This window comes from Acinetobacter sp. C13 (genome assembly GCF_016809775.1).
In the GTDB taxonomy this organism is placed as follows: domain Bacteria; phylum Pseudomonadota; class Gammaproteobacteria; order Pseudomonadales; family Moraxellaceae; genus Acinetobacter; species Acinetobacter pittii.
Map to the genome: position 1 here is coordinate 232,130 of NZ_JAFBJL010000003.1, position 15,581 is coordinate 247,710.

General features: G+C 35.9%; 19 protein-coding genes and 1 tRNA gene. 9 read left to right on the forward strand and 11 right to left on the reverse strand.

Features of this window, described 5'->3' with window-relative positions; translation table 11 throughout:
- Positions 1-123 precede the first annotated feature (123 nt).
- Positions 124-1,044 carry a multidrug efflux pump transcriptional activator SxtR gene (gene sxtR / locus JGE69_RS10870; protein ID WP_199113423.1) on the forward strand — a complete coding sequence of 307 codons (921 nt, stop codon included), beginning with the start codon at positions 124-126 and terminating at the stop codon, positions 1,042-1,044.
- A 1-nt stretch (position 1,045) separates the two neighbouring features.
- Here the strand turns inward: sxtR and JGE69_RS10875 are convergent, their stop codons facing one another.
- Positions 1,046-1,930: a DMT family transporter gene (locus tag JGE69_RS10875; RefSeq protein ID WP_199113425.1), complete on the reverse strand. Its 885-nt coding sequence runs from the start codon at positions 1,928-1,930 to the stop codon at positions 1,046-1,048.
- Between the two features lie 228 nt (positions 1,931-2,158).
- Between JGE69_RS10875 and JGE69_RS10880 the strand changes: the two genes are divergently transcribed.
- Both JGE69_RS10880 and JGE69_RS10885 read left to right on the forward strand, forming a co-directional pair.
- Positions 2,159-2,902 carry a hypothetical protein gene (locus JGE69_RS10880; protein WP_199113427.1) on the forward strand — a complete coding sequence of 248 codons (744 nt, stop codon included), beginning with the start codon at positions 2,159-2,161 and terminating at the stop codon, positions 2,900-2,902.
- 24 nt (positions 2,903-2,926) lie between these two features.
- Entirely contained in the window at positions 2,927-3,319 is a 393-nt protein-coding gene (locus tag JGE69_RS10885) for a hypothetical protein (RefSeq protein WP_199113429.1), read from the forward strand.
- 45 nt (positions 3,320-3,364) lie between these two features.
- Here JGE69_RS10885 and JGE69_RS10890 read toward each other — a convergent pair whose 3' ends face one another.
- A complete protein-coding gene (locus tag JGE69_RS10890) occupies positions 3,365-4,366 on the reverse strand; it encodes an aldo/keto reductase (protein ID WP_199113431.1) in 1,002 nt (333 codons plus the stop codon).
- Between the two features lie 111 nt (positions 4,367-4,477).
- On the reverse strand, positions 4,478-5,380 hold the full coding sequence (locus JGE69_RS10895) for a helix-turn-helix domain-containing protein (RefSeq protein WP_000447715.1): 903 nt from the start codon (positions 5,378-5,380) through the stop codon (positions 4,478-4,480).
- 1,127 nt (positions 5,381-6,507) lie between these two features.
- On the opposite strand from JGE69_RS10895, the gene JGE69_RS10900 reads away from it, so the two are divergent.
- A complete protein-coding gene (locus tag JGE69_RS10900) occupies positions 6,508-7,059 on the forward strand; it encodes a TetR/AcrR family transcriptional regulator (RefSeq protein WP_199113433.1) in 552 nt (183 codons plus the stop codon).
- Positions 7,060-7,131: 72 nt separating this feature from the next.
- Here the strand turns inward: JGE69_RS10900 and JGE69_RS10905 are convergent, their stop codons facing one another.
- On the reverse strand, positions 7,132-7,548 hold the full coding sequence (locus JGE69_RS10905) for a carboxymuconolactone decarboxylase family protein (RefSeq protein WP_199113435.1): 417 nt from the start codon (positions 7,546-7,548) through the stop codon (positions 7,132-7,134).
- 111 nt (positions 7,549-7,659) lie between these two features.
- Here JGE69_RS10905 and JGE69_RS10910 point away from each other — a divergent pair, with 111 nt between their 5' ends.
- Positions 7,660-7,974, forward strand: coding sequence for a winged helix-turn-helix transcriptional regulator (locus tag JGE69_RS10910; RefSeq protein ID WP_000654309.1), 315 nt, complete (start codon positions 7,660-7,662; stop codon positions 7,972-7,974).
- Positions 7,975-8,130: 156 nt separating this feature from the next.
- Positions 8,131-8,415 carry a hypothetical protein gene (locus JGE69_RS10915; protein ID WP_174736640.1) on the forward strand — a complete coding sequence of 95 codons (285 nt, stop codon included), beginning with the start codon at positions 8,131-8,133 and terminating at the stop codon, positions 8,413-8,415.
- 427 nt (positions 8,416-8,842) lie between these two features.
- Here the strand turns inward: JGE69_RS10915 and JGE69_RS10920 are convergent, their stop codons facing one another.
- The 3 genes from JGE69_RS10920 to JGE69_RS10930 all read right to left on the reverse strand — a co-directional run bounded on the left by JGE69_RS10920 (position 8,843) and on the right by JGE69_RS10930 (position 10,288).
- Positions 8,843-9,418 (reverse strand): hypothetical protein, encoded by a 576-nt coding sequence (locus JGE69_RS10920; RefSeq protein ID WP_199113437.1) that lies wholly within the window; start codon positions 9,416-9,418, stop codon positions 8,843-8,845.
- Positions 9,419-9,706: 288 nt separating this feature from the next.
- Positions 9,707-9,925 (reverse strand): DUF6500 family protein, encoded by a 219-nt coding sequence (locus tag JGE69_RS10925; protein ID WP_199113439.1) that lies wholly within the window; start codon positions 9,923-9,925, stop codon positions 9,707-9,709.
- Between the two features lie 27 nt (positions 9,926-9,952).
- On the reverse strand, positions 9,953-10,288 hold the full coding sequence (locus JGE69_RS10930; RefSeq protein WP_104919217.1) for a winged helix-turn-helix transcriptional regulator: 336 nt from the start codon (positions 10,286-10,288) through the stop codon (positions 9,953-9,955).
- A 116-nt stretch (positions 10,289-10,404) separates the two neighbouring features.
- Here JGE69_RS10930 and JGE69_RS10935 point away from each other — a divergent pair, with 116 nt between their 5' ends.
- The 3 genes from JGE69_RS10935 (at position 10,405) to JGE69_RS10945 (ending at position 12,359) form a co-directional block, all read left to right on the forward strand.
- Positions 10,405-10,962, forward strand: coding sequence for an NAD(P)H-dependent oxidoreductase (locus JGE69_RS10935; RefSeq protein ID WP_199113441.1), 558 nt, complete (start codon positions 10,405-10,407; stop codon positions 10,960-10,962).
- A gap of 142 nt (positions 10,963-11,104) precedes the next feature.
- Entirely contained in the window at positions 11,105-11,884 is a 780-nt protein-coding gene (locus tag JGE69_RS10940) for a hypothetical protein (RefSeq protein WP_199113442.1), read from the forward strand.
- Between the two features lie 133 nt (positions 11,885-12,017).
- Positions 12,018-12,359, forward strand: coding sequence for a DHCW motif cupin fold protein (locus JGE69_RS10945; protein ID WP_199113444.1), 342 nt, complete (start codon positions 12,018-12,020; stop codon positions 12,357-12,359).
- 155 nt (positions 12,360-12,514) lie between these two features.
- On the opposite strand, the gene JGE69_RS10950 is transcribed toward JGE69_RS10945, so the two are convergent.
- The 4 genes from JGE69_RS10950 to JGE69_RS10965 all read right to left on the reverse strand — a co-directional run bounded on the left by JGE69_RS10950 (position 12,515) and on the right by JGE69_RS10965 (position 15,509).
- The gene (locus tag JGE69_RS10950; protein WP_199113446.1) at positions 12,515-13,282 is read right to left on the reverse strand and encodes a hypothetical protein; all 768 of its coding nucleotides are present in this window, start codon (positions 13,280-13,282) and stop codon (positions 12,515-12,517) included.
- Between the two features lie 435 nt (positions 13,283-13,717).
- Positions 13,718-14,380, reverse strand: coding sequence for an isoprenoid biosynthesis glyoxalase ElbB (gene elbB, locus JGE69_RS10955; RefSeq protein ID WP_199113448.1), 663 nt, complete (start codon positions 14,378-14,380; stop codon positions 13,718-13,720).
- A 90-nt stretch (positions 14,381-14,470) separates the two neighbouring features.
- Entirely contained in the window at positions 14,471-15,283 is an 813-nt protein-coding gene (locus tag JGE69_RS10960; protein ID WP_199113450.1) for a helix-turn-helix transcriptional regulator, read from the reverse strand.
- A gap of 136 nt (positions 15,284-15,419) precedes the next feature.
- Positions 15,420-15,509, reverse strand: a tRNA-Ser gene (locus JGE69_RS10965).
- Positions 15,510-15,581 lie beyond the last annotated feature (72 nt).

Genomic DNA, 15,581 nt, shown 5'->3' on the forward strand with positions numbered 1-15,581 from the left:
AGAAAAGAAGCAGTGCCTAAAGGCATGCTGCATCGAGAAAATTCGATAAATTAAAATTAGCAATTTGAGAGGTATTTTTCTAATATATTTAACAATGGATCATGATATGTTTTATATATAGCAATGGAACTAAGACATATACGCTACTTTTTAGCGGTAGCAGAAGAAAAAAACTTTACCAAAGCTGCGCAACGTTTAAACATGAGCCAGCCGCCTTTAAGCATGCAAATACGAGACTTAGAAGAAGAACTCGGTGCAGATTTATTTATTCGTTCGCCTCATGGGGTGGAGCTGACCGAAGCGGGGCTTGCCTTTTTAAATGCAATTCAGCCTGTACAACAGCGTGTAGAAGATGCAGCAAACCTTGTTAAACAAGTGGCAAATGGCGAAGTGGGCCAATTGCGATTAGGCTTTACAGGCACTTCAATGCTGAACCCTCTCATTCCTAAATGTGTGCGCTATTTCCAGCAGCAATACCCGAAAGTAAATTTAAAACTTGAAGAAGCCAACACCTTACTTCTCATTGATTTGCTGCTTGAAGACCGCTTAGATGTTGCGATTATTCGTTCACCACGAAATATTCCAGATAGTTTAATTATTCAAGAATTATTAGCAGAACCACTCATTGCGGCTTTGCCTTCCGAGTCTTTGAGTTTAGATGACTCAACGCAAGAAATTGATTTAACTACACTGCGAGAGCTTGATTTTATTGTCTCACCACCATCCATTAGTGCAGGGCTTTTTGATGCAATTAAACAAGCCTGCCATGAGCGCGGCTTTGAACCCAAAATTGGACAAAACGCACCGCAAATTGTGTCGATTTTATCTTTGGTTTCTGCAAACTTAGGGGTATCTTTGGTGCCAGAGTCGACCAAACAATTGCAAATACAGGGCGTGGCTTATCGCTCTTTGAAAGCGCTTGTCCCTACGGTGGGTTTAGGGCTTGCCTATAAAAAACATGCCCCTTCACAAATGGCGATTAACTTTGCCAGTGTGGTGCAAGTGGCTTGCCACCACGCAGACGAAATAAATGAAATTGGCTAAATTATGATTTAGGCGCTTTATTCATTAAAAAGATGCCTGAAATAATGAAAATCGCGCCATATAAAAACGATAAAGTCGGTTGTTCATGAATGAAAACCCAAGCCATAAGCGCTGCAAAAATAGGTTCGGAAAGCTCGGTCACTTGTACTTTTGCGGCACTCATATAAGACAATGCTTTAGTGGTACAGAAAAAGCCGAGTATGGTCGGTAGAACAGCTAAACCAATCAAACCTAAAATGATGTCGGTATTAAAATGAATACTATGCAAGTTTATTAAAAACGGAACGGCAAGATAAACACTACCAAATAGCAATAAATACTTGGTAAGAAACAGCCCGCCGTTTAATTTGAACCTTTTAACTAAAACCGAAAATAGGCCATAACCCGTACCGGCAATTGAAGCGTTGATCAGCATTAATAAACTATTTTCACCTTTCCATGAAATGATACTAATACCGGCGATAGCCAATAATGTTCCTACAAGAGAGTGAATATAGATACTTTCTTTTAATATGAATCGACCGAAAAATAGGGCAGAAATAGCAGCCGAAGCCATAAGGACCACCACCACATTGGCGGCAGCACCGTGGTTGTAGGCAATGGTCTCAAAAAAGAATAAAGAGAAAATTCCTAAAAAGGCACAGATGGCAATTTGAGTAAAAACACTGAGCTTACTTGGCGTGCTGCTGATGTAGGCAATCTTTTGGCTGACAGGCACTTTAAATAAAAACATACTTAAAAAGAAAAAGGCGATAATAGTTTTTAAAAAGGCAATGTCTTGGGGGTTTAAACCACTGTGCATGAGTAATTTACTAATGACGCCAATAGAGGCATTTAAAGCCGCTGCACAAAGTGCAAATAGGGTTCCAATAACTAGATTATTCACTCTTATAATTCTTCCTAATTTTTACGCATGCAGTCTACATTATTTTTTGGTTGAATATTCAATTAAAATAACCAGTTAAGGTTGAATATTTTCAAAAATTTATTTTGTATGGATTTAACTATTTTTATAAAAACATAAACTCTTCTAATAGACTTTTGTTTCAAATAATTGTGATTTATAGCGCCAGCTCATATTATATAATTAGTTAATTATTAAAGAATTTTAAAAATGATTAAATCTATTATTTCAGGTTGCGCGGTTCTTACACTTTCAGCTTTAGCAGTGACTCATGCAGAGTTTTCTTTTGAACAAGAATTACAACAAGGCTGTAATAAAGTGAAGCAATACGCGAGTTTAGGTAAGAAAAACTACGACCAAAAACAATATAAAAAAGCGCTCGAAAACTTCAAAAGCCAAGCCTCTTGGACTGCATTTTGTAAAGCCAATGAAGATGAAACCACAGTTAAATTTACCGACCGTGATATTGAGGTTGCTAACAATAACGTGGGCTTAGCCTATGCCAAATTGGGTCAACCACTTTGGGCAAGAGCATGGTTTATGCTCGATGAAAAATCCAAATCTAGTCAATTTAACCTTAAGCAGTTACCAGCCCCTAAAGCATCAAATGATTTGTCGGGTGAGTACGTCCGTTACTCAGGTTTTGGTGAGTGGGATCACATCACGGTAAGTCGTAAACAGGGCCAATATGCCATTGGCTATTCGGGCGTTTATATGGGACTTAGAAGCTTAATTTATGGCCCGAATATGGGTGAGTTTGGCACTACAATGCCGACCAATGCCAAGCAAACCATTTATAAAGATCAAGACTGCCGTATTCAGCTCGATTTTAAATCTAACGCGAAATTAGGAAATTATATTCAGGTTAAACAAAGCGAAGGTGAGTCGGGTTGTGGCTTTGGACATAACGTTTATGCCGATGGAACGTATTTAAAAGTTGAGTCTGGAAAATAAGATTAAACATATAGGAACACAATAATGAAAAATATATTTGCACTTTTACTACTTCTTTCAACGGCTATTTTTTCTGCTCACATTTATGCAGAGCCGACTAGTACCTGTAAGGAAGTGAAATTCCAAAAAACCGATCAGGCATGGAGTGGGCACTATTATCTAAATGGTGTGATGGAAGTGGGTTCGGAGCTTTTACTTCAACCAGACGGAAAGTTTCAATGGATGCTCGCTGTTGGCGCTTTAGACCAATATGCCGAAGGCACATGGTGGAAAAATGGAGACTGTATTGGTTTAAAACCAGAGGCTAAATTTAAAAAGGATTTAAGTATATTCCCTGAAAGCCTAACGATTTCTGACAAATCATTAGACGCGATTTGGGAAGGGGGACGCCAGCAGGGAACATATAGCAAAAATTAAATTAAAAAGTCCGACACAGAGTCGGACTTTTTTATGGCTTAGATTTTAGTGATTTACCGCAGCAAGTTGCTGAGCGTTATAGCGTGCGCCCATGTTTGGATATCTCGCAATAATCGCGTCGATTTCTGCCAAATCTGCCGCTGTTAAATGAAGGTCTACAGCACCTGCATTTTCCACAAGACGCTCAATTTTACGCGTACCCGGAATTGGAATAATGTCGTCACCTTGCGCCAAAATCCAAGCCAAAGCCAGTTGAGCCGCTGTCGCGTTTTTGCTTTGGGCAAACTCGCTAAATGCTTGCGCCAAGCTTTGGTTATTTTTCCAGTTATCGCCTTGATAGCGTGGTAATTGGCGACGGAAATCGTTTTCGTCTAGGCTGCTCACATCAAGCGTATTGGTGATTAAACCACGTGATAGCGGTGAATACGGCACAAGGCTAATGCCTAACTCACGAATGGTTTGCAAATGGGTTTGCTCAAACTCACGGGTAAGTAGTGAGTATTCATGTTGAACCGCTGCAATCGGATGAATCGCATGTGCTTTACGAATGGTTTCAGCCGATGCTTCACTGAGTCCTAAATAACGAACTTTACCTTGTTTTACCAAGTCAGCCATTGCGCCAATGGTGTCTTCAACTGGAATATTTGGGTCAATGCGATGCGCATAATACAAATCAATTACGTCTGTATTTAAGCGTCTTAAACTGTTTTCGACCGCAACTTTAATCCACTCTGGAGAACCGTCGATATAAGACTCTAAAGAGTTTTGCGGGTTAAGGTTGTCTTCTTTATAACGGAAGCCAAATTTGGTCGCCAAGAACACTTTGTCGCGGTGTTTTTCTAAAACTTTTGAGAGCAAAACTTCGTTTGCACCGTTGCCGTACATGTCGGCAGTGTCCCAAAAGTTAATGCCGAGGTCTAATGCTTTTTCTAGGGTTGCAATGCTTTGTGTGTCGTCTGAGGCACCATAGGCAAAGCTCATTCCCATGCAACCTAAACCAAGTGCTGATACTTTTTCGCCTGTTTGTCCTAAAGTTCTATATTTCATTTTTCACACTCTTTTTGCAAAATCACTTGAGTAGAAAAACTATAAAATGCTTTGGCTCAAACTGACGTATAACATTCAAACCAATAATTATAAAATTCAAACAATCTGTTTTTATGCCACACAGTCTTCGCGGAACTTTTTAGGCGAAAAGCCCGTATTTTTCTTAAAGAAGTTAGTGAAATACGCTGAATATTCAAAGCCTAAGCTATAGGCAATTTCGGAAATATTCCAACTGGTGTGTTGTAGCAGCGCTTTGGCTTCTTGCGTAATGCGCGAGCTAATATGCTCAGACGTGGTTTTGCCTGTGGCTTCTTTTACAGCTCGGTTTAAATGGTTCACATGCACAGACAGGCCATAGGCATAGTCATTTGCAGTTTTGAGTTTAAGCTGAAAATGTGGCGAGTCGATGGGGAATTGACGCTCTAATAACTCAAAGAACAAATGGCAAATCCGAACCGCAGCATTACTATGTTTTTCAAACTGTTGGGTCGGTTGCATTTTCATGGCTTCATGCACAATCAGGTGCAAATAGTTTCTTAAAACGTTGTATTTATGAATATAGTCTGAATTTATTTCATTCATCATCTTTTTGAAAATAAATGAAATTTCTTCAACTTGTTGGTCGTTTAAAAAATATAGCGGGTCGCCGTCGACTTTAAACAGCGGTGAATCTTTTAAAAAGCTTTGTCGCGACTCTTGGTTTACAAACTCTTCGGTAAATAAACAAAACCAGCCTGCCTGTTCAGGCGAATTAATTTCCCATGCGTAGGGAACCATCGGGTTTGAAAACAGTAATGCAGGGCGGTCGACTCGTATCCAGCGGTTGGCGTAGTGGAGTTCGCCTGTGCCTAAAACCAGTGAAATTTTATAATAATCGCGGCGGCTATAAGGTGTCAGAAACGAGCAGGCATCGCGTTGGAACACGTTGAAATGTCCAAACGAAGTGGATGGAACCGAGTAATCGCTATCTCTGGTTAAAGAAAAGCGGCGATAAAAATCATGTATGGTTTCCATGTCTTTGCCTGCATCCGTTATTAATTTATTTAAAGTTATAAAATTCAAACTTTATTTACTGTAGCTTTTATTTATAGCGCGATCAATCTGTTCATTTAAACAGGTTTGAAAAATGAATGGTAAATTAATAATGAAAGAATGAATCAGTCGAAATAAAAATATTTTATAAATTAATAATATATGAATATTGACACTTAAAAACTTGATAACTATTCTTTGTTTGCAAACGATTTTGCGGTAGAACGAAAAGGGGACACTTTCGAGTGTGCTGGTGCTGTGCCCAGTCTGCTAACCTCTTATTGTTTTGCCACCATTTTACGGTAGAACGGTAAGAGGACACCTTCGGGTGTGCTGGTTCTGTGTGTCCAGTCTGCTAACCTCTTATCGTTCTATCACCACTCTACGGTAGAGTGTTAAGGGAACACCTTCAGGTGTGCTGGTTCTGTATGCCCAGTCTGCTAACCTCTTTTCGTTCTGCCACCATTATTTCTTATTATCATTACATCGTTAAATTTAAGTTGAAGATCTTTTTAGCTTAAATATCTAATTGAATAAACAACAATAATTATTTAACTAATTTCTATTCAACCTTACATTGACACTCAAAAACGTGCGGATTATCCTTTGCCTGCTGGCCTACATTGCCAGTGAGCTTTTGACAGAGCTGGAACAAAAGGCGCACAACAACGTATTATTTCGTTTTGTGCGTTCTCTTAAGTCACGCCTTTATGGTGAGGCTAGGAGGGGCACGCTTGCGTGCGCTGGTTTCCTTTTGTACCAGTCTGTCAACCCTTCTAGTCTTGCCACCATTATTTGACAGTAATTGGTAAGACTCTTCTAAATCAAAAGGAGTCCGCCATTATGCGTACTATTTCATCTCTCTCATTGGCAACCTTTGCCAAAATCTTTATGTCTACATCCAACTGGTCTTTAAAACGGTTTAACCGACTCTAGGTTTTAAGCCATAGGTCATTACGACTAAAAAATCATAGCAATAATAAAACCCGAGATAGGCGAGCACACCATTTTTGTGCGGCTTCTGCATGCCTGTTTTTAGCGCTCAATTTAAGAGTGACGGCATTTCTATCTCATTTATTTACAACAAAAAATTATTTTAAGCGGTATACATGAAAAATTTAGACGCTTCACGTAGGGCATTACACGTGATTGATACGGCAACAGATTTATTTAAACAATATGGCTTTAATAAAGTCGGGGTAGACCAAATTATTGCCGAATCTCAAATAAATAAAGGCACCTTTTATAGCTACTTTCACTCCAAAGAAAGATTTATTGAAAGGTGTTTGGTCACGCAAAAAGAGCAGTTACAAGAAAAAGTGAGTGTGGTGAGTGAGTTTTATCAAAATGCAGATTTGTCTGATCAACTCAGGCAAATTTATCTTTTACATGCTGACTTAAAAAGCGCGTATTACCTGTTGTTTAAGGCGATTTTTGAAATTAAAAAGCTTTATCCAAATGCCTACCAAACCGCACTCAGATATAGGCGGTGGCTTAAAAATGAAATTTTCTGCTTGCTCATGGAAACCAAAAAAACAGTTTCCTATTCAGAAGCGGAGATCTTTGTATTTATGATGGATGGTGCAATTCTGGGGCTGTTAAGTTCAGATGAAGAAAGGGAAAGAGATGCTTTGCTTGAGTATTTTTTAAAGCGGGTTTGATAGAGGGAAGGCCTAGCTTTAGGCCTTTTTAAACTTAAAAATTTGAGTGCTCAAGCATATATTTCATGGGGCTTAATCGCCTAAAGTAATTCGAAGTCTGTTTAATGCTCCCATTAAAGAAATACTCGCCGTTAAATCTACAATCTCTTTTTCACTAAAATGCTGAGCCAAACTTTCTCTAGTCGCTTCAATTTGTTTCGGGTCATTTAAATAGGTAATTGCGGATGCAAACTCTAAAACGACTTTTTGTTTTTCAGTGAAAGTTTTTGAAAGTTTATAACCCGGTATTTGGTCGATAACTTCTTGAGCTATGCCAAAGTCTCTTAACTCCTTGGAATGAAAAGCACAGCAATACGCGCAGCCATTGATTTGAGATACATACAACTCGGCTAAAGCAATCAATTTTGGGTCTAAATCTGAAGATCTAATAGATGAATGAGCTGAATATAAATGCCCGATGGTTTTCTTTGAAATTTCTTTATATTCCACAGTAAATATCCGTGACTGGTTAGATAGAAGCATTATTTATAATTAGGTATAGGTTGTAAATTAGGCATTTTTTTGTTATGTAGGTATATTTATTATACTTAGTAATCATCCATGAAAGATAACATTTCAGGCTGTACAGTCGAAGAAGCCATGACTGTGTTAGGTGGCCGTTGGCGTATGCTCATTATTTCTTTTTTATTAGAAAGAACGATGCGTTTTAATGAGTTACGCAGAGCAATTCCTAATATTTCACAAAGAATGCTGACTTTAGAGCTACGTTTTTTAGAAGAAGAAGGTTTTATTCTAAGAGAAGTCTATGCACAAGTGCCTGTTAAGGTTGAATATTCTTTAACTGAGGAAGGTCGAAAATTAGAAAAATTAGTAGACGTATTAAAAGAAATCGGTGGATGGCTTAAGTCGAGATAGTTTTGTTTGGCGTAGAGAATGGTTGTTTATTTTAAGGTGGATTTTCTTAATGATATTTTTGTACGGTAAAATTCATTGTCTTACAATAATATAGGAGATATTAAAAGATTAAAGATAACTTTATAATACATCCATTAACTGCGATGAAATTTAATCATGGATTACAAACTTGTTTTTACTTGGATATCTATTATTTGTGGTTTTCTATCTGCTTTTTCATGGTTATATGCCAGCCAAGTTAAGGTAAGCGATAAAAAAGCACTAGCTTTAATTGAAAAAAGAGCGAGAAAGAATAAAGAAAAACCTAACTATGCTCGTATGACTTTTGATGGTGCGGATATGAGAGAAACTTTGCGCGCACAAACTAAATGGAATAGTTTAGGTGCCATTTTTGCGAGTATTTCTATGTTGTTTCAGGTTATTCTCCAAATATTTTTTTAAAAGTCTTTGTGTCAAATTTAAGAAATAATATTTATTGAAAAAAGTAGTATATTGATAGTATAAAGTTACGGGCTTATTCAAGAAGTTTTAATGTCTTTAGAGAAATTTATGATCTCCTTGCTCATAATAGTGAAAGAAATCGAGGGCTGGATAATCACGTGCTTGAGCATATGCATTTAAGTATATGCTTTTTTTTAGAGTATCAGGAAGAAAATAAAAAATCTTTACATATATGTACCTCTTTTCTAAATTAGATAATTAAGTTAATAAATTATCAAATAGAAAAATTATTGTCAGAGGATAAAATTGATATTTATATTATATTAATTAAAAAATATGAAAATAAAATAATTTTTATAGATTTATATATTAAATAGTAAAAAGAAAAATAGTAAATAAACTAAAGGCCCATAAATGGGCCTTTAGTTTATTTACTTAAAAAATTCTGTTGCACACTTGGTGAAATTTTTGGAGCGAGTTCTATACCAGCTGCATAAATCCAACAAGAAATTACTAAAAATAGAATTACGGTTAAGAGTTGTTTAATACCAGACATTTGACTTCGAAATATTTGGAGTGAGATTTTTCCAAAAGAGAATGTGAATATTATTATAGTAGCAACAAATAATATAAAACTAAAAAGAGCAAATGCAACACTACTTTCAGTAATTTCAAATATCTTTCTTCCATATACTAGCATTAATGTAGTTAAAAAAGTTCCAAATACTTGATCACTTAAAAATGACATTATATGATTATATTTTAAGTCTCCACTGGGAATTTCTAGAAAGTTTTCTATTTTGTCTGGTTGTTCTCTTTTGTTTTCTGTGTATGCAAAGCTAAGTAAAGCAGCAATAAGAAACATAGTTAAATTAAGGAAAACTCCAATAAAGATAGATAAGTTACTTGGGTAGCCATAATTATAATATAGAGCTATATCAATACCAGAAATTAATAAAATAAAAAGACATAAGAAAGGTCTACTTTTAAAAAATTTAATCATATGATATACGAGTTAGGTTACTAAAGAAATGAGCGACTATTTAAATATAATTATTTATAATATATATTATATTTTTGTATATATTGTTTTATTAAAAGTAACCTGAATAAATTTAAATATTTTATATAAATATTTCATTTTTTTTAATATTAATAAAAATATGGTAATTAAAAAATCAGATAATTAAGTTTTTATAAAAGTAATGATTACTGTTTTTTATTTACAATAGAAACTCAACCAGAGCTACAATAAAAAGTTATCTTATTTTTTGAATTTTATAAAAGGAGGTTAATTTTCATCTTGAACCAGTTGTCTAATCTTAACCGCTTTCTCAAAGTGATCTAGCTTATGCTCCATAATCCACCAATGCGCTGCTTCCATCAGTAACTCAGGGTTATCATTCTTATTTTTAAAAAAAGCATAAAAAGATAGACCGACATTGTCTCCCTTTTTTTCAATTTTATCGTCGCATCCCTTAATAAAAATTTCTCTTAATTCATTTCTCATAATTAGTATCACTTCAAGTCTATAAAACTAAGACGGCTTATTCTGCTCGCCCCATTGGCACATCATATCTAACAAAGGAATTAAAGATTGCCCTTTTTCTGAAAGTCGATACTCAACCTTTGGCGGAATTTGAGGATATTCCTTGCGAGTAATCAGCCCATCTCTTTCCAATTCTTTAAGTGTATTACTGAGTGTTCTAAATGAAATGTTGCCAATACAGCGTTGCATCTCATTAAAACGCATGACATTTTTTTCATATAGCCAATACATAATAATCATTTTATATTTGCCATTAATCAAAGAAAGGGTGTAGCCAAAACCCGTATCTTCTAATGAAGTATTTGATGGTACGCATTCATCCATTTTTAAAATCTACACTATCTTTTAGTATAGTATATAACATAAATTACCGTACTTATATTTAGGAAAGCACACTTCTATAATCGATTTATCAACTTTCCGATAAGCGTGTTTCCATAATGAAAAAGACATTAGTGATTGTTACCCATCCCCACATAGACCAGTCTGTTGTAAATAAAAGATGGGTAGAGGAATTAGAAAAATACCCAGACCAATTTACAGTTCACCAAATTTATCAAGCCTACCCAGATGGCGTAATTGATGTTGCCAAAGAGCAAGCACTGGTAGAAGAACACGAAAATTTAGTATTTCAATTTCCAGTGTATTGGTTTAACTGTCCACCGCTTTTGAAACAATGGATTGATGAAGTTGTGACTTATGGTTGGGGGTATGGTTCAACAGGCGATAAGCTTAAAAATAAAAAGTTTATGTTGGCTTTGTCTGCAGGTGTGCAAGAAAAAGTTTATTCAGAGTATGGTGGATATAACCTTTCTTTAGAGCAGATTTTTATTCCATTTAAGCTAACGGCTTTATATGTGGGCGCGGACTACCAACCACTTCATGCATTTTATGGTTTAGACACAAATCCATCAGAAGATGACGATGTTCCGACACACCAAGACATAGCGGATAATGCGGTTCAGTATGTTCAGAAGTTATTAGCGTTGTCTGAGTAAGCTTAAAAAGGAGGCCTAAACTTGAGAGTTTGGGCTTCTTATATAGAAGATTTTTTAAAAAGTTACATTAAGGTTTTAAGTTAAATATACAATTTATTTATGATATAAATGTCCACTAAATATAGATTAAATTTAAAAATTTATGACTATTCTTGATATTAAAGAAAAAGAAAACTCCCTTATAACTGACGATGCTCATGAATTAATATGCTACGCAACAATCAGTGAAATAAACTCATGGAACGATGTCGTTAACTTATATTCAGAAATTAAGCAGAAGCATTTACCTAAAAAAGTATTATTACTTTTAGAAGATATTGGGCAATGTGAATACACCTCCATGCATGCTTCAATGGGGGATGGACTTTATTTTGATACTACAGAATTCGTTGAAGATGACAGTGCAGCAAGTTGGGAAAATACTCGACCTTTAGAGCTTCAATATCATATTGAACAATTATTGAAGCCAGAAAATTATATAAACTTTAATAACTTGCCTAAAAAACTTAACTATAGCGATGAAGATCAAGCAACTCTGCTACAGATCAATGCTGAACCCGACAAAATTTTAGATGCCGTTATTCAAGTAAAGTTAGTCAATAGTCCAACTGAAACTCAAAAATTTGCAGCATGCCTCAATGGATATTTTAGTTGTGATTTGAATCCTTTTGAGTCTTTTAGCTTGATTGAGCATTTAGATCAAAACTATGGCTTAGAGTATGTGGGATTAGGGGCAAGCTTATTATTCTTTATGAAAACACCAAAATTTGATGCAAATAAAACGTCTCAATTGCTTAATGAGTTGAGCAACTTTTATCAATTCAATCAAACAACGCATAACCAGCTAGAACAGCATTTATCTCATCATGAATATCTTATTTTGCCTTATGTAGAGTCATTAGAAGTGTTCGATTTGGATTAAGGCTGATTAGGGAAGTTTAATGGACTTCTTTCTGAGTTAGGCAGTGGACCTTAAGAAATAGACTTTTAAATCGTTTGCAAAAACCAATTTTGTCTATAAGTTGAAAATACAATAATGCATCTTTGGAAAAACTATGAATATCGCGCCTTTTCCATTTCAAATTACAAACTGGGAAGAAATAGAAGTTTCTGAATATAGCGGTGAAACAGGAAAAGCTTATTGGAAAACCCAATATTTTGGTGAAGAAGGGAACAAAATAAGAGTAAGGCTTGTCGAGTATTCAGCAAATTATTTGGCAGACCATTGGTGTGAAAAAGGGCACATATTATTTTGCCTAGAAGGTGAGTTAGAAAGTAGGTTGAAAGACGGGCGAACATTTACTTTAACTTCAGGTATGAGTTATCAAGTCGGAGACAATTCAGAGCCACATCAGTCTTTTAGCTTGAATGGTGCGAAGTTACTTATTGTTGATTAGATTTATACAAAGAACACAATTAAATAGAGGGATAGAGGCTTAAATATATTGCAATAGTGCACTCATTTATTCAGAAAACCCGGTAAGGTTAATGCCACCGGGTCCTATTAAGCATCTGAATTACATCAGATATTCAGGTTAAATCAGTCCCAAATTTAATCAACAATGTTCCACTTCGCTGGAGTGGCTCCGGATACGAATCGTAAGATATTACCTTCTACTGTCAGTGGGCGCCCTGACTCACGATCTTTCTGCCAGATCTCGTAGTAGTTACCCATATCGTAAAATGTAACCTTATCAGCCTTAGAAGACACCGGTAATACCCATCCGTTACTAGAGTCTATGTATTTATTATTCTGTGTGACACAACTGATCTGAAGATAACCTCCCCAGTTACCGTCTTTTTCCCATCCCTCATCTACGGTTACCCACAAAGCAGGATTTCTTTCACCGTTATCATAATATTCGCGCTTTTCGGCATCATAACTGGTACCTTCCGGTTGAACGTTGACACCCAGATATCCATCTTGTCTGAAACGGACAGTATCTCCAGTAGAGTGTCTAGGTTTATAGCTGTTATCTGGTAACTCGGCTTGCGAGTGCGCGATTTTGTGAACTTCATGGCAGAATGTGCGCCAAGGCATTTCACTCGGAGCTCGGAAGGTTCGACGAATGTATTCATGGAGCACATTTGTATTATTATCTAATTCCTTTACAGTATTCGCTACTTTTCGAAGTCGTTCCTCATTTGTTTGTCCAAGATCTTGTGCATAGGATGTGATCAGATTTTCAATCCTTTGCTTCTTATTTTCGTTATGTTTTAACTCAATCTCTTCAATTTCATTTTTGCTTAACGTTTTATTCGCTACTGGAGCGTCAGCATCAAGAAAGAACATGAAACTTTTTTTACGCAGATAACCCATAATGGCACCTTTTTTATAAAGTAGTAATTAGTTGTTGATTTTTTAATAGCACAAGATAGTTGTGTTGCTTTTTAGCAATTTGACATAGAGTAAAATACTCAAAACAGATTAAGTATTAAATCCATCTCAAAAGTAATTCAGCAGTCACATATTATAATTAACTTTAATACGGTAACATTCACATATTATTACTAACTTTTAGGCTATAACATTAATAAAACAAAGACCAATAGTCTTAGAATTGAAAGGGGAAAATGCTTCTTAGTATTTACTAATTTATAGTTTGATCGCTTGAATTTATTCGATAGTAAGCGCTGAGACTTCTTTTCAGTTGGTTTTCTACACCACTGTGAAGGCCTATCCCCAGTAGGTAGGTGATTTATTAAAGAACATAATTAAATGAGGGATAGCAATCTCTATCCCTGATCAAACACTTTAATTTGCTAAAGCTGTCATGGCATTCACCAAGCTTATAATACCTGCATAGATATCTTTTAAGTTAGCTTGATCATCCATATAGGCAGGGGTGGTAACAAATAAGTTTTGTTGATCGACCACACAGCTTGAGGTTGGACAGGCATGGTGAATTGAACCCGTTTTTTCAATTTCCTTAGCCATGTTAATGTCAGAGCCTAAAGTAATAGTTGGGTGTAACTCTCCAAATGTAAGCGCCAAGAGTGCAGGCGAAATACAAATTGCGCCAATCGGTTTTTTGCTCTGATGAAACGCTTTTAAAATTGAAGCTACCGTACCATGTACACGTGCCTCTGCGCCTTTAAATGCAAAAGTTGATAAGTTTTTTGCGACACCAAAGCCACCCGGTAAAATAAGACCATCAAATTCATTTGCATCGAGTTTATGAAGTAGTGAAATTTTACCTCGGGCAATTCTTGCCGCTTCTTGTAAAACATTTCTTCGCTCAGTCAGGTTTATTTCACCGCTTACATGGTCAATGACATGAAACAAAGGCTCATCGGGTGCAAAAATTTGATATTCAATATTGGCTGTATCTAAGGCTAATAGGGTTAAAACAGATTCTCTAATTTCAGAACCATCTAAATAACCACAACCCGATAAAATTACTGCTACTTTTTTCATTTGCTTGCTTAAGAACCTTTTTTAAATGTGCAAAAGATCTTAAGTTTTCTTCTAAAAGTTTTTTATACGCAGATTTGCCATATATTCGCCCTAAGTGAGCATTTTGGTTTTGCGTAGCTCACGTGGGGTAATCCCAAACAAGTTTTTAAATTGTTCAGTAAATCGGGATTGAGATTGATAGCCACATTCAAAAGCAATATTTCCAATGCTGTCATTGGTGGTTTGAAGTAAGTGTAATCCGTGTCCCAGCCTTACTCTATTTCGAATGTCTTGAATGCTGTTTCCTTCACTTTTCAGTTTTCTTCTTAGCGTTGATGAGCTCATAAAAAGTTGAGCAGCGATAAATTCAGCGGTGAGTTCTGTAGATAAATGATCAGAAATAAAAGCCTGAACTTTTTCGCTCAAGCTTGTATTCATGTTGAGTTTAGAGATGTCGGTATAGCCCGAATAATAAATAAGTTCTAGAAGTTCTCTTTTTCTAAATTTAAATGCAGAAGGAGGGGCAACTAAAGAGAAGTCTATAAACTGATGTAGGGCACTTTCTAAAAGAGAATTAAGCTGGCCTTGAACATAGTTCTGAGAAGTACCCGAGCTTTGAGGAAGATCGTTAAAATCTTCAAAATCAAACTCGATAAGAAGAGCGAAATATTCTTCTTGATCAGGAATATTACGCATATCAATGCTGGAGCTGTTGGCTAAAAAAATAAAAGAACCAGCATCACACTTAATATTTTCAGTTTTTCCAAGTTCTTTGTATCCACTTAATACAATTATGAGTAAGGGTTTAGAATTCGGAACGTTTGTGATTTTTTGCTCTTGGTAAGCTGAATAGACCGCAAAAGACAGGTTTAAGTTGCTATGCTCGAGCAGGCTTTTTTTAGCTAAAGAAATAAGATTCTTCATTGAATTTAAGTGCTTAATAAAATTTAGGCGTTGTGATGGATATAAAAATTATCAATATTTTTTTGGCTATTTTTAATGTTTGAGCCAATAAAAAAGCCTAAACCGATTAAGTTTAAGCTTCTTTAAATTTGAATTCTGGCGGTGAGAGAGGGATTCGAACCCTCGATACGCGCAAACGTATACACACTTTCCAGGCGTGCTCCTTCAGCCACTCGGACACCTCACCAAGGCGTGCGATAGTAACTAAAAAAACGAGTCCTGCCAAGATTTAAGACGAGCATTACAGAAAAAAAATAAT